Source organism: Mesorhizobium sp. B1-1-6, from assembly GCF_006443035.1.
Classification (GTDB): Bacteria; Pseudomonadota; Alphaproteobacteria; order Rhizobiales; family Rhizobiaceae; genus Mesorhizobium.
The window spans coordinates 90,842-110,791 of the sequence record NZ_VFWR01000016.1 but is presented as its reverse complement, the minus strand read 5'-3'; the positions used below and the strand labels follow the sequence as shown (position 1 = coordinate 110,791).

The 19,950-nt window shown below is 63.8% G+C and carries 15 protein-coding genes and 1 tRNA gene; 7 read left to right on the top strand and 9 right to left on the bottom strand.

Features of this window, described 5'->3' with window-relative positions; genetic code table 11:
* Window positions 1-67: 67 nt before the first annotated feature.
* Both FJ979_RS27135 and gltB read right to left on the bottom strand, forming a co-directional pair.
* Window positions 68-1,522, bottom strand: a complete 1,455-nt coding sequence (locus tag FJ979_RS27135) for a glutamate synthase subunit beta (protein ID WP_140584320.1) — start codon at window positions 1,520-1,522, stop codon at window positions 68-70.
* A 142-nt stretch (window positions 1,523-1,664) separates the two neighbouring features.
* On the bottom strand, window positions 1,665-6,389 hold the full coding sequence (gene gltB, locus FJ979_RS27130; protein ID WP_140584319.1) for a glutamate synthase large subunit: 4,725 nt from the start codon (window positions 6,387-6,389) through the stop codon (window positions 1,665-1,667).
* 473 nt (window positions 6,390-6,862) lie between these two features.
* Here gltB and FJ979_RS27125 point away from each other — a divergent pair, with 473 nt between their 5' ends.
* Window positions 6,863-7,915 (top strand): low specificity L-threonine aldolase, encoded by a 1,053-nt coding sequence (locus FJ979_RS27125; protein ID WP_140584318.1) that lies wholly within the window; start codon window positions 6,863-6,865, stop codon window positions 7,913-7,915.
* Window positions 7,916-7,988: 73 nt separating this feature from the next.
* Here the strand turns inward: FJ979_RS27125 and FJ979_RS27120 are convergent, their stop codons facing one another.
* On the bottom strand, window positions 7,989-8,456 hold the full coding sequence (locus FJ979_RS27120) for an Hsp20 family protein (RefSeq protein WP_140496288.1): 468 nt from the start codon (window positions 8,454-8,456) through the stop codon (window positions 7,989-7,991).
* A gap of 471 nt (window positions 8,457-8,927) precedes the next feature.
* Between FJ979_RS27120 and FJ979_RS27115 the strand changes: the two genes are divergently transcribed.
* Window positions 8,928-9,908 (top strand): alpha/beta hydrolase, encoded by a 981-nt coding sequence (locus FJ979_RS27115; RefSeq protein WP_140496289.1) that lies wholly within the window; start codon window positions 8,928-8,930, stop codon window positions 9,906-9,908.
* Between the two features lie 293 nt (window positions 9,909-10,201).
* Window positions 10,202-10,645: a hypothetical protein gene (locus tag FJ979_RS27110; RefSeq protein WP_140584317.1), complete on the top strand. Its 444-nt coding sequence runs from the start codon at window positions 10,202-10,204 to the stop codon at window positions 10,643-10,645.
* A 24-nt stretch (window positions 10,646-10,669) separates the two neighbouring features.
* Here the strand turns inward: FJ979_RS27110 and hisN are convergent, their stop codons facing one another.
* Both hisN and FJ979_RS27100 read right to left on the bottom strand, forming a co-directional pair.
* Window positions 10,670-11,443, bottom strand: a complete 774-nt coding sequence (gene hisN / locus FJ979_RS27105) for a histidinol-phosphatase (protein WP_140496291.1) — start codon at window positions 11,441-11,443, stop codon at window positions 10,670-10,672.
* A 383-nt stretch (window positions 11,444-11,826) separates the two neighbouring features.
* On the bottom strand, window positions 11,827-12,768 hold the full coding sequence (locus FJ979_RS27100) for an N-formylglutamate amidohydrolase (RefSeq protein ID WP_140513692.1): 942 nt from the start codon (window positions 12,766-12,768) through the stop codon (window positions 11,827-11,829).
* A 164-nt stretch (window positions 12,769-12,932) separates the two neighbouring features.
* Between FJ979_RS27100 and FJ979_RS27095 the strand changes: the two genes are divergently transcribed.
* Window positions 12,933-13,295 (top strand): response regulator, encoded by a 363-nt coding sequence (locus tag FJ979_RS27095; protein WP_006199474.1) that lies wholly within the window; start codon window positions 12,933-12,935, stop codon window positions 13,293-13,295.
* Window positions 13,296-13,411: 116 nt separating this feature from the next.
* Window positions 13,412-13,486: transfer RNA gene (locus tag FJ979_RS27090), tRNA-Val, on the top strand.
* A 690-nt stretch (window positions 13,487-14,176) separates the two neighbouring features.
* Here FJ979_RS27090 and FJ979_RS27080 read toward each other — a convergent pair.
* Window positions 14,177-14,509, bottom strand: a complete 333-nt coding sequence (locus FJ979_RS27080) for a hypothetical protein (protein ID WP_140496294.1) — start codon at window positions 14,507-14,509, stop codon at window positions 14,177-14,179.
* 193 nt (window positions 14,510-14,702) lie between these two features.
* Here FJ979_RS27080 and FJ979_RS27075 point away from each other — a divergent pair, with 193 nt between their 5' ends.
* On the top strand, window positions 14,703-14,990 hold the full coding sequence (locus FJ979_RS27075; RefSeq protein WP_140496295.1) for a hypothetical protein: 288 nt from the start codon (window positions 14,703-14,705) through the stop codon (window positions 14,988-14,990).
* A 227-nt stretch (window positions 14,991-15,217) separates the two neighbouring features.
* Window positions 15,218-16,453: an MFS transporter gene (locus tag FJ979_RS27070; protein ID WP_140496296.1), complete on the top strand. Its 1,236-nt coding sequence runs from the start codon at window positions 15,218-15,220 to the stop codon at window positions 16,451-16,453.
* Here the strand turns inward: FJ979_RS27070 and FJ979_RS27065 are convergent.
* The 3 genes from FJ979_RS27065 to FJ979_RS27055 all read right to left on the bottom strand — a co-directional run bounded on the left by FJ979_RS27065 (window position 16,440) and on the right by FJ979_RS27055 (window position 19,860).
* Entirely contained in the window at window positions 16,440-17,285 is an 846-nt protein-coding gene (locus FJ979_RS27065; RefSeq protein WP_140496297.1) for an EamA family transporter, read from the bottom strand. The two genes, FJ979_RS27070 and FJ979_RS27065, sit on opposite strands and share 14 nt — an antisense overlap.
* 7 nt (window positions 17,286-17,292) lie before the next feature.
* Window positions 17,293-18,201 (bottom strand): endonuclease/exonuclease/phosphatase family protein, encoded by a 909-nt coding sequence (locus tag FJ979_RS27060; RefSeq protein ID WP_140556537.1) that lies wholly within the window; start codon window positions 18,199-18,201, stop codon window positions 17,293-17,295.
* Window positions 18,202-18,309: 108 nt separating this feature from the next.
* Complete coding sequence (locus tag FJ979_RS27055; RefSeq protein WP_140584316.1) at window positions 18,310-19,860, bottom strand: sodium:proton antiporter; 1,551 nt, start codon at window positions 19,858-19,860, stop codon at window positions 18,310-18,312.
* Window positions 19,861-19,950: the final 90 nt, after the last annotated feature.

Sequence of the window (19,950 nt, the reverse complement as noted above, 5' to 3'; positions counted from 1 at the left end):
GGTACGTGAGCACCGGAAGCGCAGAAACGCCTTCAGATGGCCGCAGGAGTAGAGTTTCCAAACGGTCTCAGCGGGGCAGGACGCTCGAACCCATCAATGCCTCGTCGATCGAACGCGCCGCCTGGCGACCCTCGCGGATGGCCCAGACCACCAGCGACTGGCCGCGGCGCACGTCACCCGCGGCATAGAGCCTGTCGACGCTGGTCCGGTAGTCGCGGTCATTGGCCTCGACATTGCGGGAGCGTCGGCTGTCGGTGACGATCTTCATATCCCCTTCGAGCTCCGACACCACGCCGGCCATGGCCGGCCCGGCAAAGCCGATGGCGATGAAGGCGAGATCGGCGCGGATGACGAACTCGGTGCCGACGATCGGTCGGCGCTTATCGTCGACCTCGCAGCATTTGACACCGGTCAGCTGGCCTTCCTCGCCGATGAATTCGAGTGTCGCCACCTGGAATTCGCGCTCGGCGCCCTCGGCCTGCGAGGAGGAGGTGCGCATCTTGGTCGCCCAGTAGGGCCAGACGGCGAGCTTGTCTTCCTTCTCCGGCGGCTGCGGACGGATGTCGAGCTGCGTGACGCGCACGGCGCCTTGGCGGAAGGCGGTGCCGACGCAGTCGGAAGCGGTATCGCCGCCGCCGACGACGACGACATGCTGGCCGCTGGCGATGATCGGGTGCGACGGCCACGCCACCGACTGGATCGGCTCGCCGCCGACACGCCGGTTCTGCTGCACGAGATAGGGCATCGCGTCATAGACGCCGCCGAGATCGTCGCCGGGGATATTGGCCGTGCGCGGGGTCTCGGATCCGCCGCAATAGAGCACCGCGTCATGCTCGGCGAGCAGTTCGGCCACGGGCTTGTCGATGCCGACATTGACGCCGCAATGGAAGGTCACGCCTTCGCCCTGCATCTGCTCGATGCGACGATCGATATAGTGCTTCTCGATCTTGAAGTCCGGAATGCCGTAGCGCATCAGCCCGCCTGGCCGGCTTTCGCGCTCGTAGACATGGACATCATGGCCGGCGCGGCCGAGCTGCTGGGCGGCGGCCATGCCGGCCGGGCCGGAGCCGATGACGGCGACGCGCTTGCCCGTCTTCCTCTCCGGCGGATAGGGCCTGATATGGCCGGTCTCGTAGGCCTTGTCGGCGATCGCCTGCTCGACCGTCTTGATGGCCACCGGAATGTCCTCGAGGTTCAGCGTGCAGGCTTCCTCGCAAGGCGCGGGGCAGATGCGGCCGGTGAATTCGGGGAAATTGTTGGTCGAATGCAGGTTGCGGATCGCATTGTCCCAGTCCCTGTTATAGACGAGGTCGTTCCAGTCCGGGATCTGGTTGTGGATCGGGCAGCCGGTCGGCCCGTGACAGAACGGGATGCCGCAGTCCATGCAGCGCGCGGCCTGTTTCTCGACCTCCTTGTCCGACATCGGCAGCGTAAACTCGCGGAAATGCCGGATGCGGTCGGAGGCCGGCTGATACTTGTGCACCTGCCGGTCGATCTCGAGAAAGCCTGTTACCTTGCCCATAGTCCAGTTCCTGCTGTCCAGATGGTGCGGTTTTCGCCGCACCCGTTAACCTCTTCAGGCAGCCGTGGCAACCTTCCGCGAGAGGTCAAATTATCAGTGACATGGAGCCGGGAAGCCTGGGCTTCCCGGCCTTTGCGAAGATCTATTCGGCCGCCACGCTCATGCGCATGCGTTCCATCTCGATCAGCGCGCGGCGGTATTCGACCGGCATGATCTTGCGGAATTTCGGCCGGAACCCCGCCCAATTGTCGAGGATCTCGCGGCCGCGCACCGAACCCGTATAGTGCACGTGGTTCGAGATCAGCTGGTAGAGCCGCTCCTCGTCATGGCTGGTCATGTCACCCGAGACGTCGACGCGGCCCTTGTGGTCGAGGTCGCCGCCATGGTGCAGCAGCTTTTCCATCAGGTCGTCTTCTTCCGGCACCGGCTCCAGCTCGACCATGGCCATGTTGCAGCGCTCGGCGAAATCGCCCGCCTCGTCCAGCACATAGGCAACGCCGCCCGACATGCCGGCGGCGAAGTTGCGGCCGGTTTTGCCGATGACGACGACGATGCCGCCGGTCATGTATTCGCAGCCATGGTCGCCGACGCCCTCGACGACGGTGACGACGCCCGAGTTGCGCACCGCGAAGCGCTCGCCGGCGACACCGGCAAAATAGGCCTCGCCTTCGGTAGCGCCATAGAGCACCGTGTTGCCGACGATGATGGACTCGGCCGCGACGATCTTGGCTTCATCCGGCGGCCGGATGATGATGCGGCCGCCCGACAGGCCCTTGCCGACATAGTCGTTGCCGGCGCCGACCAGCTCGAAGGAGATGCCGCGCGCCAGGAAGGCGCCGAAGGACTGGCCGGCGGTCCCGGTCAGCTTCACCTGGATCGTATCCTCGCGCAGGCCCTTGTGCTTGAAGCGCTTGGCCACCTCGCCCGACAGCATGGCGCCCGCCGAACGATCGACATTGCGGATGTCGACCTCGATCTTGACCGGCTGCTTGGCCTCCAGCGCCGGCTTGGCCAGCTCGATCAGCTTGCGGTCGAGCACGTCGTCGATCGGGTGCTTCTGCCGCTCGGTCCAGTGCACCGCCTCATGTGGCGCATCGGGCTTGTAGAACATCTTCGAGAAGTCGAGCCCGCGCGCCTTCCAATGCTGGATCACGTCGCGCTTTTCCAGGAGATCGGCGTCGCCGATGATCTGGTCGATATGGGTGAAGCCCATTTCGGCAAGCAGCCCGCGCACCTCTTCAGCGACATAGAAGAAGAAGTTGATGACGTGCTCGGGCGTGCCCTTGAAGCGCTTGCGCAGCACCGGATCCTGCGTCGCCACGCCGACCGGGCAGGTGTTGAGATGGCATTTGCGCATCATGATGCAGCCGGCCGCGATCAGCGGCGCGGTCGAGAAGCCGAACTCGTCGGCGCCGAGCAGCGCGCCAATGATGACGTCGCGGCCCGTGCGCAATCCGCCATCGACCTGCAGCGCCACGCGCGACCTGAGACCGTTGAGCACCAGCGTCTGGTGCGTCTCGGCAAGGCCCATCTCCCACGGGCTGCCGGCATGCTTGAGCGACGTCAGCGGCGAGGCACCCGTGCCGCCATCGTAGCCCGAGATGGTGATGTGGTCGGCGCGCGCCTTGGCGACGCCCGCCGCGACCGTGCCGACCCCGACCTCCGACACCAGCTTGACCGAAATGTCGGCCGCCGGGTTGACGTTCTTCAGATCGTAGATCAGCTGCGCCAGATCCTCGATCGAATAGATGTCGTGATGCGGCGGCGGCGAGATCAGGCCGACGCCGGGCGTCGAGTGCCGGACCTTGGCGATGGTGGCGTCGACCTTGTGGCCGGGCAACTGGCCGCCCTCGCCGGGCTTGGCGCCTTGCGCCACCTTGATCTGCATGACGTCGGAGTTGACGAGATATTCGGTCGTCACGCCGAACCGTCCGGAAGCGATCTGCTTGATCGCCGAACGTTCGGGGTTCTTGCCGCCGCCGGGCAGCGGCAGATAGCGGTCTGCCTCTTCGCCGCCCTCGCCAGTGTTCGACTTGCCGCCGATGGCGTTCATGGCGCGCGCCAGCGTCGTATGCGCTTCCCTGGAGATCGAGCCGAACGACATCGCGCCGGTCGAGAAACGCTTGACGATCTCGGCCGCCGGCATGACGTCGTCGAGACGGACCTTCTTGCGGCCGGTATCTTCCGCCAGCTTGATCTTGAACAGGCCACGAATGGTCTGCGCGCGCGCCGTCTCGCTGTCGATCTGCGCGGAATACTCCTTGAAGGTCTCCCAAGACCCCTGACGCACGGCATGCTGCAAGGTGGCGACCGCGTCGGGCGACCACATATGCGCCTCGCCGCGCATGCGGAACAGGTATTCGCCGCCGACATCCAGGCTGTTGCGCAGCACCGGATCGTTGCCGAAACCATCCGTATGACGCCTGAACGTCTCCTCGGCGATCTCGTCCAGCCCGACGCCTTCGATCAGCGTGGCGGTGCCGGTGAAATACTTCTCCACGAAATCGGTCTTCAGCCCGATCGCGTCGAAGATCTGCGCGCCGCAATAGGACTGGTAGGTCGAGATGCCCATCTTCGACATCACCTTGAGGATGCCCTTGCCGATCGACTTGATGTAGCGCGACACGACTTCGTAGGCGTCGACCTCTTCCGGCAATTCGCCGCGCTTGTGCATGTCGAGCAGCGTGTCGAAGGCGAGATAGGGATTGATCGCTTCGGCGCCGTAGCCGGCAAGACAGCAGAAATGATGCACTTCGCGCGGCTCGCCGGATTCCACGACGAGCCCGACCGAAGTACGCAGCCCCTTGCGGATCAGATGATGATGCACCGCGGCCGTGGCCAGAAGCGCGGGAATGGCGATGCGGTCCGGCCCGAGCTGGCGGTCGGACAGGATGATGATGTTGTAGCCGCCGGCGACCGCCGCTTCGGCCCGCTCGCACAGCCGATCGATGGCGCCCTGCATGCCGGCCGCGCCCTCGATCGAGGCATAGGTGATGTCGATCGTCTTGGTGTCGAACCGATCCTCGGTGTGGCCGATGGAGCGGATCTTTTCGAGATCGCCATTGGTCAGGATCGGCTGGCGCACTTCCAGCCGCTTGCGGCGCGAACTGCCGACCAGGTCGAATATGTTGGGCCGCGGGCCGATGAAGGACACCAGGCTCATCACCAGTTCCTCGCGGATCGGGTCGATCGGCGGATTGGTGACCTGGGCGAAGTTCTGCTTGAAATAGGTGTAGAGCAGCTTCGATCTGTCCGACATCGCCGAGATCGGCGTGTCGGTGCCCATCGAACCGACGGCTTCCTGGCCTGTGGTGGCCATCGGCGACATCAAGAGCTTGGTGTCTTCCTGGGTGTAGCCGAACGCCTGCTGGCGGTCGAGCAGGCTGACATCCTTGCGCAGCGCGCGCGGCTCGACCGGCTTCAGGTCCTCCAGGATGAGCTGCGTATTGGCGAGCCAGGTCTTGTAGGGATGCCTGGTGGCGATCTCCGACTTGATCTCCTCGTCGGAAACGATGCGGCCCTTGGCAAGATCGATCAAGAGCATGCGGCCGGGCTGCAGCCGCCACTTCTGGACGATCTTTTCCTCCGGCACAGGCAGCGCGCCGGCCTCCGACGCCATGATGACCCGGTCGTCGTCGGTGACGATGTAGCGCGCTGGCCGCAAGCCGTTGCGGTCGAGCGTGGCGCCGATCTGGCGCCCGTCGGTGAAGGCGACCGCGGCGGGCCCGTCCCACGGCTCCATCAGCGCCGCGTGGTATTCGTAGAAGGCCTTGCGGTCGGCGTCCATGAGCTTGTTGCCGGCCCAGGCTTCCGGGATCAGCATCATCATGGCGTGGCTGAGGCTGTATCCGCCCTGGAACAGGAACTCGAGCGCATTGTCGAAACATGCGGTGTCGGACTGGCCCTCATAGGAGATCGGCCAGAGCTTGGAGATGTTGTTGCCGAACAGCTCCGAATCCACCGACGCCTGGCGCGCCGCCATCCAGTTGTTGTTGCCGCGCACGGTGTTGATCTCGCCATTATGCGCGACCATGCGATAGGGATGCGCCAGCTTCCACGAGGGGAAGGTGTTGGTGGAGAAGCGCTGGTGGACCAGGATCAGCGCCGTTTCGAAGCGCGGATCGGACAGGTCCTTGTAATAGGCTCCGACCTGATAGGCCAGGAACATGCCCTTGTAGACGATGGTGCGCGCCGACAGCGACACGCAGTAGGCGCCGATGTCCTTGTTGTCGTTCTCGGCGTAGATGCGGCCCGATATGACCTTGCGCAGCAGATAGAGCCTGGCCTCGTACTCCTCGTCGTCGGGAATGTCGGCCGTGCGGCCGATGAAGACCTGCCGGTGGAACGGCTCGGATGCCACGATATCCGGAGCCTTGGAAAGCGACGAATTGTCGACCGGCACGTCACGGAAGCCGAGCAGCGGCAGCCCCTCGGACTGCGCCGATTCGGCAATGATGTCCTCGACATGGGCGCGCAGCGCGGCATCCTGCGGCATGAACCAATGGCCGACGCCATACTGCCCCGCCGACGGCAGCTCGACGCCCTGCGCGGCCATCTCCTCGCGGAAGAAGCCGTCGGGTATCTGCACCAGCACGCCCGCGCCGTCGCCCATCAGCGGATCGGCGCCGACGGCGCCGCGATGCGTCAGGTTTTCGAGCATGGAAAGCCCGTCCTCGACGATCGTGTGCGACTTCGCGCCCTTCATGTTGACGATGAAGCCGACACCGCAGGCATCGTGCTCGTTGCGCGGATCGTAAAGGCCCTGGGCGGTCAAACCGGTGCGGCGGGTATTGGCCAGGGTTTTGACGGCTGCCGCTTTCGTCTGCGCGGCCTTGCCGTTCGTCGCAGCGTGCGTCAATTCCGTCATCGTCCTGTCCTCCATTCCGCGTCCTTGCGGGCGCTGGTTTGCCTCGGGAAGCGCATTGCTTCCCCTTCATCCTTACGGCACGTCTTGCGAAATCCTTGCCGAACCATGCGGCTCGCCGCGCGGTTCGCATCCGGTATCGTACAGGCCAGAGCACGGCCGTCCACCTGTCGCTCGCGGCAAAAGCCGGAGAGGCTTAGAATACGCCAATCCAGCCTGTTTTGCGCGACAAAATAAGACAGCACTACTGTCCTAAATTTTTATGGCAGAAAAGCCGGGCGCATACAAGACCGATTCACAAAAAACTTCCGCGTTTCGCGACACAAAGTTTCGTGAAATACCCGCTAAACGCAAGCTTCGGTCCCTGTCGGTTTTCGGCAGCTCGCTGGCTTTACCCGTTTTCTGGCGTCTGGCCCTTGCGAGCCAGCCATGAAACCGGTCAAGGTTGCAGCGATTTTCCCAGCACAGGCAGATGCATGTTCTTCGCTTCCGACAATTGGGCAGGCGCCCACCCCAACATCGCCTCCGGCCTCTCGGCCCACGCCGGCGGCTTTTCCACTGCCTATGGCGATGGCGCGCTCGACCAGGCCGTCTCCCAGCGCTTCAGCGAAATTTTCGAACGCGAGGTTGCGGTGTTCTTCGTGGCCACCGGCACCGCCGCCAATTCGCTGGCGCTGACCGCCTACAACAAGCCCGGCGGCATTTCCTTCGCTCATCGCGAATCGCATGTCATCGAAGATGAGTGCGGCGCACCGGAATATTTCTCCGGCGGCTCGCGGCTGCATGCCGTCGATGGCGCGCTGGGCCGGATCGATCCGCACAATCTGGAAACGGCGATCGGCCGTTTCGCCGGCGAGGTGGTCCATTGGGGCCGGCCGATGGCGGTCTCGATCACCCAGTCGACGGAGGTCGGCACGGTCTACGGCCTGCATGACATCGCCGCGATCTCGGCCATCGCGCGGCAACATTCCGTGCCATTGCATATGGACGGCGCCCGCTTTGCCAATGCACTGGTCGCGCTCGACACGACGCCCGCCGAAATGACCTGGAAAAGTGGCGTCGACATACTGTCTTTCGGCGGCACCAAGAACGGCTGCTGGTGCGCCGAGGCGATCGTGCTGTTCGATCTCGAGCGTGCCCGGGAATTGGCCTTCCTGCGCAAGCGCGCCGCCCAGCTGTTTTCCAAATCGCGCTTTATCGCGGCACAGTTCGAGGCTTATTTCCGCGACGGCCTGTGGCTCGACACCGCCAGGCACGCCAATGCCATGGCTGCCCGCCTTGCCGCGGCGATCGAGGATTCCGAGACGGCGAAACTGGCTTGGCTGCCGCAAGCGAACGAGGTTTTCGCGGTGATGAAAAAGGCTGAAGCCGACAGGCTGCAGGCGGCGGGTGCTGTTTTCTACGACTGGCACAAGCCGCATGGCTTCGAAGGCCATATCGGCGAGGACGAATTGCTCTATCGCTTCGTCACCAGTTTTGCGACGACGTCAGAGGAAGTCGACCGCTTTGGCCATTTGATCGCCGGGTAATTGCTGTTCCCGGCAAATAAAAAAGAAGCGGCGCCTTTCGGCGCCGCTTCCGTCTCGGGAGGAGACTTAGGGATTACGCAGCGGTCTTGGCCTCGATCTGCTTGGCCTTGGCCGGAGCCGACGTGATCGCGATCTTGCGCGGCTTCAGTTCCTCGGGGATGTTGCGCTTCAGGTCGACAAAGAGCAGGCCGTTCTTCAGCGTGGCGCCCACGACCTCGACGTGGTCGGCAAGCTGGAAGCGGCGCTCGAAGGCCCTGGAGGCAATGCCGCGATAGAGCAGTTCGGAACCCTCGCCGGTGCCCTCATCCTTGCGCTCGCCTTTCACGGTCAGCACATTGCGGTGGGCCTCGATCGAGATCTCCTCGTCCGAGAAGCCGGCGACAGCCATCGAGATGCGGTAGGCATCCTCACCGGTGCGCTCGATATTGTAGGGCGGATAGGTCTGCGCGCCATCGGGCTGCGCAAGGGAATCAAGCATGGTGAAGAGACGGTCGAAGCCGACGGTCGAGCGATAGAGCGGGGAAAAATCAACGTGACGCATGGTGTGTTCTCCTGTTGAGCAACAAGGTTTTGCGTTTGGCCGGTGCGAAACCCTTAAGCGGCGTTCCGGTTTGACCAGCGGCCCCGACATTGGCGGCCGCAACCCACATTTGGGGAGCGGGCAAAGCCATTTCAAGATTTTGCCTCCCGGCAAAAATCGAGGATGAACGGCAGATGAACCGGCGCTTTTGCGCGCGTTCAGACAGCCGCCGCTAGACTGCTCTCGACATCAAGGACAAGCGGCGCCGGATTTGCATGGACCGGGCGCCGCGACGAGGCCGAACCGGGTGCAACGTCCCTTCCTCCCGGATCGACAGGGGCCGGAAGCGCGCTCATAGCGGCTTCCGGCCTTCCCTGTTGCCGATCCGACGCCTCCCGGAATTCCTTTGCTTTTGGCCCATGGACGGCTATCAACCTTGGCGAGGCCGGCCACGACAGGCAGGCATGCGAGACGCCGAGCACGAAGCGCCGAATGACGGATCTCCTTTTTCACGAAATTCCCCTTTTTCATGAAACTGAGGGCAACCCGCGACCGGAAAACGCCACCGGCGGCTTTTTTACGGCACGCGACGGCAAGAAGATACGCTATGGCCTGTTCGCCGCGGTCGCCCGCCCGATGAAGGGCACCGTGGTGCTGCTGTCCGGCCGCAACGAGTGCATCGAGAAATATTTCGAAACCATTCGCGATCTTGCGGCGCGCGGTTTTGGCGTCGCCACGCTTGACTGGCGCGGCCAAGGCGGCTCCGACCGGCTGATCCGCGATCGCCAGCGCGGCTATATCAGGTCCTTCCGCGACCACACGGCCGACCTTGAACAGTTCTTCGAGGAGATCGTGCTGCCGGACTGCCGCGGGCCGTACTACATTCTTGCCCATTCGGCCGGCGCCGTGATCACGCTGCTTGCTTCGCCCTCCATGGTCAACCGCGTGCGGCGCATGGTGCTGATCGCGCCGTTCTTCACCTTGCCCGACCTGCCGGTCTCGATCCGGACGGTCCGCCGCGTCTGTTCGCTGTTTTGTGCCCTGGGCCTTGGCCGGCTTTACGCCGCCTGGGGGCCGCGGCCGAAGGTTACCGCTCCCTTCGACACCAACAAGGTAACGACGGATCCGGAACGCTACCGCCGCAACACCAAGATCTACGAGGATCACCCGCAACTGGCGCTTGGCGGCCCGACGATCCGCTGGCTGAGAGCGGCTGCCGAAGCCGCGGAAGCGGTAAGCGATCCCGAATTCATGGCCCGCATCCGGGTCCCCCTGCTGGTCATCGCCGCCGGTGCCGATCAGGTCGTCTCGACCAAGGCCGTGGAAGCCTATGCCAGGCGTCTGCGCCTCGGCTCGCTGCTCATGATCGACGGCGCGCGTCACGAGATCCTGCAGGAGGCCGACATCTACCGCGAGCAATTCCTCGCCGCCTTCGACGCTTTCATTCCCGGCAGCGACGACCCGACGGCCTGATGGCGCGTATTGCCGAGACCGGAGCCGGTCCGGCGCCGGCTCATGCCTGGTTGGCGAAATTCCATAATCCGGTTGGCCCCCCAGGTCGCTCGCTATCCGCTGACAACGCCCGTTCCCAGCGCCCGCGTCTTGCGCGATCAATGTCGGACGATGATCGCGCCGACGCCTCGGCAATTCTAACGGCTACGCCTGCCTCCTGCTCAACCGGAGGCAACTTGACGCCAGTTCCCGTTCGGGGCCCGAGCGCTAGTTACCGTCCGCAGAGGTCAGTCGACGGATCGGGAGGAGCGGCCATGAACGCATCGGACACGCTGCCACGCCAGGGGCATCGCCTGCTGCAGCTCGGCATCGCCCTCCTGCTGTTTTCGTCAGTCGAAGGGTTCGCCATCCCATCCCTCGCCGCACCGCGGCTCGGATTGTCGGTTCACACGCTCGGTGCCTTGCAAGGCGTCCTGCTGCTGGTTTTGGGTCTCGTCTGGTCCAGGCTCAATCTCGGCGTCGCGATGTCGCGGATTGCGTTCTGGTTCCTGATCTATTCAGCCTTGGCCGTCCTGGCAGCCTCTGTGATGGCCAGCCTCTGGGGAGCCGGCAACGAGACGATGCCGCTGGCGGCAGGAGCCGCGCATGGAAGCGCCTTTCAGGAGTACGCGATCAAAGCCATCGCCTATTCGTCCGCGCCGACCGGCCTCATCGCTTTCGCGCTCATTCTATGGGGCCTGCGTCTCTCGGACGCCTAAAGCGCATCGCGGCGAAACGGATGCTCAGCCGCGCAGGGCCGCCATCGCCGCCGCATGGAGTTCGGGCGTCGCCGCCGCCAATATGTCGCCGCCATTCTCGGCCGGCCCGCCGTCGAAGGTAGTGACCACGCCGCCCGCCTTCTCGATGATGGGGATCAGCGCCACGATGTCATAGGGCTTCAGTCCGGGATCAGCGACGATGTCGACGCTTCCCGCGGCGACCATGGCGAAGGCATAGCAATCGGTGCCATAGCGGGCGAGTTGTACCTGCTTCTCGAACTGGTCATAGCGCAGGCGTGCCTCGCCCTGGAACAGCGCCGGCGTCGTGGTGAACAGCGTTGCTTCAGCAAGGCTCGTCGTCTTGCGTGTGACCAGTTTGCGCGGCCCGCCCGGCCCCTCATAATGGGAGCCGGAGGCGTTGGCGTAGAAGAGCTCGCCGGTGAAGGGCTGCGACATCAATCCGGCAACGGCATCGCCCTCCACCGTCAATCCGACCAGCGTCCCCCACACCGGCAGGCCGGAGATGAAAGCGCGCGTGCCGTCGATCGGATCGATTACCCAGACATGCCTGCTGGAAATGTTCTCGCTTCCGTGTTCCTCGCCGAGAATGCCATGGTCCGGATATTGCGCCGATATCAGCGCCCGGATGGCGCGCTCGGCTTCGCGATCGGCTTCGGTGACCGGATCGAAGCTGCCCTTTTCCTTGTTGGCGACCGCACCCTGGCTGCGGAAGCGCGGCAAGGTTTCCGCCGCCGCCGCTTGCGCGATGCGGCGCATGAAATCGATGCTGATGTCCAACTGATTCTCCCGCATTGCAGCATGGCCGAGCCCACGTGTGCCGCCAGTTCCGCGCCAAGACAAGGGTGTTCCAGGATTTTTCACCGCGCCGACTGTTGCCAGAATAACACGCCGGCGCCACCGAAGCGCAATTTCCACATCACTCTGAATTAAAAAAGCCGGTAGGTCGCTTGACATTTGTGCAGCGCACCATACCCTTGATCTCGGACAGGGTTTCCTGTCCATGCCCTCCTTGGGCGTTTCCTCCCTAGACTTCGACCGTATCGTGCGAACGATGCGGTCTTTTTTTCGCCGCCAGTTCCAATCCCCGCCAATCCCGATCCATGTCGCCCAGAACTATGCGGCGGTTGTGGATGGCGCCATCTAATGAAACCGGGCTCTGTTCACTCCGCGGCCAGCGGCAGATCCATGAAATGGTGGTCGGGCATGGCCATCAGGTCGGCCGAAAATCGCGCCAGGTCGTCGGCCAGCGCATCGAAGCCCGCCGCTTTCTCGAATGTCCGCTCATTCATATAGAGCCCGCGATTGACCTCGATCTGCAGCGCATGGAGATGGCGCGCCGGGCGACCGTAGTGTTCGGTGATGAAGCCGCCGGCATAGGGCTTGTTGTGGGCGACGGTATAGCCCATGGTGTTGAGCAGGCCGATTGCGGTCTCGGTCAATGCCGCGGTGGCCGAGATGCCGAAGCGGTCACCAATGATGAAATCGGGCCGCAGGCCGTTGTCGCCGACGCGGATGCTCGCCGGCATCGAGTGACAGTCGATCAGCACGGCAAAGCCGAAACGCGCGTGGGTTCGCGTCAACAGCCGTTTCAGCGTCTCATGATAGGGTTTGTAGACCGCCTCTATGCGGGCAACCGCTTCGGCCAGCGGCAGGCGGCCGGAGTAGATGTCGAGGCCTTCACCGACCAGCTTCGGAACGGTGCCGAGCCCGCCGGCCACGCGTGCGGAACGGATGTTGCAGAAGGATGGCACCGGCTCGGCGAACATGCGCGGATCGAGTTCCCACGGCTCGCGGTTGACGTCGAGATAGGCACGCGGGAAATTAGCCGCGAGCATCGGCGCGCCAAGCGCCACCGCGCCGCCGAACAGCTCGTCGACATAGCAGTCCTCGGACCGGCGAATGGCGTTGCGGTCCAGCCTTGCCATGGCGAGGAAGCGCTCCGGATAATGGCGCCCGCTGTGGGGTGAGTTGAAGAGGAAGGGGACGCGCTGCTCGGCGCCCGACCGGATTTCGAAGGGGGGAACGACCGAAAAATCCTCGGCTGCCGTCTTCAATTTGAACGAACCCGAAAACACCAATGCATCATGGGATGAAAGTGCCACCTTGACGGCCGCATGTCCAGCATTTCGGCGCCGGCACCGCCTTTGCGAATGCGGATTATGCCGCGCCTCGTTCACTTGATGTTTACCCTCGCCTCCTCATATACAGGATGGTTAACGGCCCTGCCTTTCGGCAGAGTCCGGGCGGGTGATTCGGACGGGATATCATGGCACGCATTCTTCTGGCGGAAGACGACGACGATATGCGTCGCTTCCTCGTCAAGGCGCTGGAGCGCGCCGGTTACCAGGTCAGCGACTTCGACAACGGCGCCAGTGCCTATGAGCGGCTGCGCGAGGAACCGTTCTCGCTGCTTTTGACCGATATCGTCATGCCGGAGATGGACGGCATCGAGCTGGCCCGCCGCGCCACCGAGATCGATCCCGACCTCAAGGTCATGTTCATCACCGGTTTCGCCGCCGTTGCGCTGAACCCGGATTCCAAGGCGCCGAAAGACGCCAAGGTGCTGTCGAAGCCGTTCCATCTGCGCGACCTCGTCAACGAGGTCGAGAAGATGCTGCAGGCGGCCTGAGCCGTTTTTGCCCAAGGCATCGGCGACTATCGGCCGGTGCGGCAAAACGGAGCCTTCTTTCCCTTTTCCTGCTATTGACGCGCCGGATCAAAAATGGTGTATGCGCGGCTTCGGATGGGCGTGTAGCTCAGCGGGAGAGCACTGCATTGACATTGCAGGGGTCACAGGTTCAATCCCTGTCACGCCCACCATCCTTTCAAAGACTTAGCTTCTTGGGCCGATTGGCACAGAAACGGCACAAAACGCCCACTGAGCTCCTGAATGGTGCCCTTGAGTATTCCGATGCGGCCGATCCGTGACAGCTTGTGTGTTGCGCCCGATATCGCGCGGATCAAGAAAAAGCCGAACGGAACAACCAGCGCCGTGAGAGATTAGGCGGCACGCTTCCCTCCGCCCTCCGTCGGCTCAATAGCCCCGTCTGCGCTCGCGGGGCGGGGTTTCTGCGTTTTGGGCATCTACCTCCAATTGCCGACCGAATCGCTCTTTCGGGTGACTTTCTTAAAGGAGTGAACTGTTCAAATCTGGAGTCTCTCTAAGCGGGAGGAACGGATGGGCAGCGATTTCGAGGCCGCACGACGACACCTGAAGCGCGCGCGTCAGTGCCTTCATGGCGATGATCACGTGAGCAGAGAAACGGTTGAGAGAATCGATGAAATGATCATAGCCCTGGCCGCGGAGGAGTGCTCTTCGTTTGGCTCCCTCTTCCCCTTCGGCCATCGAACGACGCGGAACTCTGAGGCCGCCTCGTCCAAGGCATAGCTCTACCTGCCGAAGGCAAACACTCGCGGTCCGTCGAGGCCCCGCTGGCTCCGGCCGGCCGGCTCTTCTGTAGACTTGATGAAAAGGCCGGAGCCAACAACCGCTCCGGCCCTATTCCGTCGTCAGTCATTGCAGCTGTCGTCGGCCTTTGCCGCCGCGGTCTTGCCGCCATGCTGCTGCGCCTCGATATCCTGCTGCGATGTTGCGAGATTCTTGTCACCGCCGCCTTCCGCCCCTGCCAACGGCATTGTGCTGCCATCCTTGGCGGCCGGTTTGCCGGCACTATCCTTGGCCTTCGGAGTTTCCAAGGGCGCGTGGGTACCATCTTTCGAAATACCGGCTGTCTGTTGGGTGTCGGCGCCCGTGTTGGCAGCCGACTTGTCCGGACATGCCGCGATTGCAGAGCCCGCAGAAAACGACACCGCAAGCGCGATTACTAAAGCCATTTTCATCATGCTCGTCCTTCTGTTTGAGTGCCCTGCGGGTGAAACTAACGGCGCTTTTCTTTGTTCCGGGCCGGGCCGTATGTCGTCATCGACGCACCACAACCGGCACGTTGATGCCACGGCGACGGCGCCAGATACTCCACGGAAGCGTTCGCCGACTCCCTTGTTATGCGGCCGAAGGGATACTCACCAGGAGTGAATGATGAAACGACTTCTTCTCGCTTCCGTCGTAATGATTCTTTCCGGCGGCCTTGCCCTGGCGCAATCGACCAATACGACGTCGAGCGGCTCCTCCTCCACGACGACAACGATGCCGACGGATCAGAACACGGACTCGACCACGACCAAGTCGACCAACTCCAACTCCGCCAAGGATTGCGCACCGGGCCAACAGACAGGCAGCGCCAAGGAGTCAGCTCCCGGTCAGCAGGATACCAGCGCCAAGTCCGCGGCCCCTGGCCAGATGGAAATGACGACGGAAGGTTGCTGACCGCATTGCCGCTGATGTCTCGACTCGCAACCTTGGCCTCCAGGTGCCTCGCGTCAGTTGGAACCACCTGCTGGGCTGATAGCCCGTCGGCTTCGGCCGGCGGGCGTCCAATGAATGCGGCTGTGGACTCGGTGACCCCCTACGCAAACGTGACCAAGTTCTCTGAAAAGTGACTGACGATTGTTCGCCTCGACGCGATAACGTTCCTCGACATCAGGAGGAACGCCTTGAAGCTCAATTCGCAGCAGAAGAAAACCGTCCTTGCCTCATTCCTGGGCTGGACGCTCGACGCTTTCGATTTCTTCCTTCTGACATTCCTGCTCACCGACATTGCGTCTGAATTCCAGACCGACCTCCCGGCGGTGTCAAAGGCGCTTTTCCTGACCCTTGCGACGCGCTTCATTGGCGCGTTCTTCTTCGGCACGTTGGCAGACAAATTCGGGCGCAAGCCCATCCTGATGCTCAACATCGTCAGCTATTCCGTGATCGGCGCTTTGGCCGCCTTCTCGCCCAATCTCGGCATATTCCTGGCGCTGCGCGCACTGTTCGGCATCGCCATGGGCGGCGAATGGGGACTTGGCTCCTCGCTTGCCATGGAATCCATCCCGCCCAGCGCCCGCGGCATGGTCTCGGGCATCCTGCAATGCGGCTATCCGGCCGGCTACCTCCTGGCGGCGGTCGTCTATGGCCTGCTCTATCACCAGACGATCGGCGGCTACACGATCGGCTGGCGCGCCATGTTCCTGCTCAGTTTCATCCCGGCCCTGATCGTCCTTTTCATCCGCTCGCATGTTCCGGAATCGCCGGCCTTCGTCGAGGCGCGGAAGACCGCGAGGCCCGGCATGCTGGAGACACTGCAAAAGCACTGGGGCGTCGCCCTCTATGCGGTCGTGCTGATGATGTTCTTCAACTTCTTCAGCCACGGCACGCAGGATCTCTACCCGACATTCCTGAAGAAGCAGCATGGTTTCGACCCGCACACGGTGAGCTGGATCACCATCGTCGCCAACATCGGCGCCATCGTCGGCGGTCTGGCGTTCGGGGCGCTGTCCGAGAAGATCGGCCGCGTCAATGCGATCACGCTCGCCTGCCTGATTGCCTTGCCGTCCATCCCGCTATGGGCCTACAGCTCGACGCCCTTCATGCTGGCCATCGGCGCCTTCGTCATGCAGGTCGCGGTCCAGGGCGCCTGGGGCGTCATTCCGGTGCACCTCAACGAGCTCTCGCCCGGCGCGGTGCGCGCGACCCTGCCCGGCTTCATCTACCAGGCCGGCAATCTCGCGGCCTCCTATGGCGGTCCCTATCAGGCGGGCATAGCCGAGGCTCCCGGAGGCAGCTATGGCTACGCGTTGGCGCTGTTCGCCGGCGTGGTCGCCGTCTGCATCATCATCGTCATCCGCTTCAGTCCGGAACGGCGCGGCCAGGTGATGACCGTGCTGGACCACGACGTCAGCCGAGTCTGAGCGCCACGACGCCGGCGACGATGCTGAGCGCGGCGGCGCCGCGCCAGCCTGTCATCTTCTCGCCGAGCGCGAACACCGAGATCACCATGGCGAACAGGATGGAGGTCTCGCGCAGCGATGCCACCGAGGCGATCGGCGCCTTGGTCATAGCCCACATGACGATCCAGTAGGCAGCGCCGCTGAGCACGCCGGTGAACAGCCCCGCTTTCCAGTCGCGCGCCAGCACCGGCAAGGCCCGCGGGCCACGGAAGATCAGGCACAGCACCAGCGCTCCAAGCGCATCGCACACGAACAGCCAGGCGGCATAGCTCTGCGCCGTGGCCGCCAGCCGCGCCCCGCTGCCGTCGGACAGTGTGTAGCTGGCGATGAAGATCGAGGTCCCCAGCGCAAAGCCGACCGCGCGCAGGTTCAATCGTTCCAGATGCGCGCCGCCGCGAAACGACATCACCAGCGTGCCGGCCGACAATAAAAGGATACCCAGAATGGCGAGCGGCGCCGGCACTTCGGCGACCACGAACATACCGCCAAGCGCCGCCAGCAAGGGCGCGGTGCCGCGCGCCAGAGGATAGGTCTGAGCGAAGTCACCGGCCTGGTAAGCGCCGATCAGGAAGGTCCGGTAGCCCATGTGGAAGACGACGGAGGCAATGATATAGAGCCAGACCTCCGCCCTCGGCACCTCGACGAAGGGAAGTGCGAAAAGCGCGGCAAATCCCATGCCAAGCGTCATCAGGGTGATCGACAGGAAGCGGTCGAGATGGACCTTGACCAGCGCATTCCAGATCGCGTGCATCGCGGCCGCGGCAAGCACCGCGAAGAAGACGAAAAGCGTCATTTGGGCCTCATCCGCCTCCGGGGCCGGCGGGCGTTTCGAGATCGATGTCGATCCTGACCGGAAAATGATCGGAAGCCACTTCGCCAATGTCCGAGCTGACGGAGCGCACACGACCGGCAAACAGGCCGCCGACGAAGCAATGATCGAGCCGGCGCTTTGCCAACCTGCCGTCGATGATCTTCTCATGCGTGTGGAAGTCATCCGCCGGTTCAATCGCCACGGCAGCGGCATCGACGAACCCATCCAGATAGGCGGCACCGCGATGATAGGGCGTGCCGCCGACGATGCGGCGGTATTCGGCGCTGCCCGGCTCCATGTTGAAATCGCCCATCCAGATCGCCGCCAGCGGGTTCTCCGGCTCTGGCTCGCCATTGCTCCAATTGCGCGCCGGCTCGTCGTCGGCGCCGCTCCACGGCCCCCCATCGGAGGGCGCCCGGCGATGCTCGGCAAGCAGATAGTCGATCTGCTCGAGCCGTTCTTCAGCCGCGACATGGGCGAGATGCAATGAAAGCACCCGCACCGGACCCGCCGGCGTGCGGATCATGCATTCGAGCGCCGCGTTGCGGGTGTTGAGCGGCCGCAGTGTGCGGCGCATCGGCAGCGCATGCAGCCGCGACCAGACGATCGGCAGCTTCGACAGCACCATGGTGCCGAACTGCCGGCGCCGGTTGACGATGCGGCCGTCGCGCTGTTCGCTGGCGTCCATGTCGAAGGCCGGGCCGTAGACCCAGTGATAGTCCGGCAGCAGCCGCGAAAGCAGCTCTGGCTGGTCGTCGAAATTGCTGCGCTGCCAGTGCCGCTCGACCTCCTGCAAGGCGATGATATCGGCGCCGGCAACAATGCGCGCGGCGCGCGCCGGATCGTAGAGGCCGTCGCTGCCGAACCCGTATTGGATATTGTAGCTGACCAGCTTCATTGCTTATCCGGCTCAGTTTGGTGACGGCAGTACCGTTTCGACGGCGACCTTGCAATGGACCGCCGCGGCGGTCCGGCTGGGCCACGACGCAAAAGCCCCTCGCCTCGCCTAGGTCGTCAGCGGCTGGAACCGTCCCGCCGGGGAAGCCGCCAGCTCCGACCAGTCGATTTCTTCCTCCAGCCGGTGATAGGCCTCGTCACCGATCGTCCCGTTGCGGCGAAGTTCTTCCAGCGCGTCGCGCTGGCGCTTGATGGCATAGAGCCGCAGCCGGTCGTACTCGGTTGCTGCCTGGGCGTCGTCGGGGTTCTTGGCGACCTTGCGCTGTGCGGCATACTGCTCGCGCACCGCCGCCGCCGCGGTCGAGGTCTTGCCGCTCAAAATGTCGAGGGCCGCCTGCATGATGGCGACACGGGCCTGCGCGACCTCGCGGTCTATGGTCTCATCCGGTTCGAGACGAAGCAGGCGCAGCAACGGCTTCAGGCTCATGCCTTGCAGGACAAGCGTGCCCAGCACCACGCAAAAGGCGGTGAGCACGATCGGATCGCGGCCGGGGAAGTCCGCCGGCAATGCGAAGGCAGCCGCCAGCGTCACCAGGCCGCGCATGCCGCACCAGCCGATCAGCACCCCGCCGCGAAACGACGGCACCTCTTGCCGCTGCTCCGCATTGCCGAAGCGGGCAAGCCATCGGATCACGGCGCCGCAGCCCAGCACCCAGGCAAGGCGGGAAACGATGACGACCGCCAGGATCGTCCCTGCAAACAGGAATGCCTCGGACTGTCCCTGCTCGGCCAGGCGACCGACGATCAGCCGCGCCTGCAGGCCCATCAGCACGAAAGCCAGCACGTTAAGCACGAACACCGCCGTCTCCCAGACGGAATAGGAGCTGACGCGCTTTCTGGCCGACATGCGCCGCGGTGCGGTGCGCGCGATGGTCATGGCATAGACGACGATGGTGATGATGGCCGAGAGCCCCAGCCTGTCAGCCAGGATCCAGACGCCGAACGTCCCGGCGAACTGCACGACGGTGCCGCTCGCCGCATCTTCGATACGTCCAAGCATCGCCTGGGATAGGCGGCCGAGAAGATAGCCCGCGGCCAGGCTGCCGATGGTCGACAGCAGGACCATCGGAACGGCGCTGCCCAAAAGAACGGGACCGGCGGCGGCGGTGATCGCGATGCGATAGATCAAAAGCGCGGTGGCGTCATTGAGCAGGCTTTCGCCCTGAAGGATGGCCGTGATGCGGTGCGGCACCTTGAACTGCCCGAGCACGGCGCTCGCGGCAACCGCGTCCGGCGGCGCCACGATGGCGCCAAGGGCTATGGCGGCAGCGATCGGCAGGCCGGCCATTTTCCAGCCGACCAGTGCCACGACGGCGGTCGTGAAAACGACCGCGCCAAGCGCCAGCAGCACAAGCGGCAGCCTGTAGCGGTTAAGATCGCGCAGCGATGTGTCGTAGGCCGCGTCGAGCAGCACCGGCGCAATGAACAGCGCAAGCGCCAGTTCCGGATCGATCTCGATCGTCGGCGCGCCGGGCAGGAAGCCAAGGCCGGCGCCCGCCAGCGCCAGCAAGGCGGGGTAAGGAACCTGCAGGCGCCGCGACAGCGCCGTCAGCGCAACGGCGATCAGCAGGAGGACAAGGGTGAACTCAAATAGCGCCATGGCTCATCGTAGCGGCGAAGCGGAGCTCTTGGCAGTGGCAAAGCGGCAGGATGCTGTTGATTGTCCAATAGGAGTGCATCGTCCGGCAAC

Excerpts from the sequence above, each read along its gene's own strand:
- FJ979_RS27135 (WP_140584320.1), bottom strand. The coding sequence starts at position 1,522 with ATGGGCAAGGTAACAGGCTTTCTCGAGATCGACCGGCAGGTGCACAAG.
- gltB (WP_140584319.1), bottom strand. The coding sequence starts at position 6,389 with ATGACGGAATTGACGCACGCTGCGACGAACGGCAAGGCCGCGCAGACG.
- FJ979_RS27060 (WP_140556537.1), bottom strand. The coding sequence starts at position 18,201 with ATGAAGCTGGTCAGCTACAATATCCAATACGGGTTCGGCAGCGACGGC.
- FJ979_RS27115 (WP_140496289.1), top strand. The coding sequence starts at position 8,928 with ATGACGGATCTCCTTTTTCACGAAATTCCCCTTTTTCATGAAACTGAG.
- FJ979_RS27125 (WP_140584318.1), top strand. The coding sequence starts at position 6,863 with ATGTTCTTCGCTTCCGACAATTGGGCAGGCGCCCACCCCAACATCGCC.
- FJ979_RS27120 (WP_140496288.1), bottom strand. The coding sequence starts at position 8,456 with ATGCGTCACGTTGATTTTTCCCCGCTCTATCGCTCGACCGTCGGCTTC.
- FJ979_RS27055 (WP_140584316.1), bottom strand. The coding sequence starts at position 19,860 with ATGGCGCTATTTGAGTTCACCCTTGTCCTCCTGCTGATCGCCGTTGCG.
- FJ979_RS27075 (WP_140496295.1), top strand. The coding sequence starts at position 14,703 with ATGAAACGACTTCTTCTCGCTTCCGTCGTAATGATTCTTTCCGGCGGC.
- FJ979_RS27065 (WP_140496297.1), bottom strand. The coding sequence starts at position 17,285 with ATGACGCTTTTCGTCTTCTTCGCGGTGCTTGCCGCGGCCGCGATGCAC.
- FJ979_RS27080 (WP_140496294.1), bottom strand. The coding sequence starts at position 14,509 with ATGATGAAAATGGCTTTAGTAATCGCGCTTGCGGTGTCGTTTTCTGCG.
- FJ979_RS27095 (WP_006199474.1), top strand. The coding sequence starts at position 12,933 with ATGGCACGCATTCTTCTGGCGGAAGACGACGACGATATGCGTCGCTTC.
- FJ979_RS27110 (WP_140584317.1), top strand. The coding sequence starts at position 10,202 with ATGAACGCATCGGACACGCTGCCACGCCAGGGGCATCGCCTGCTGCAG.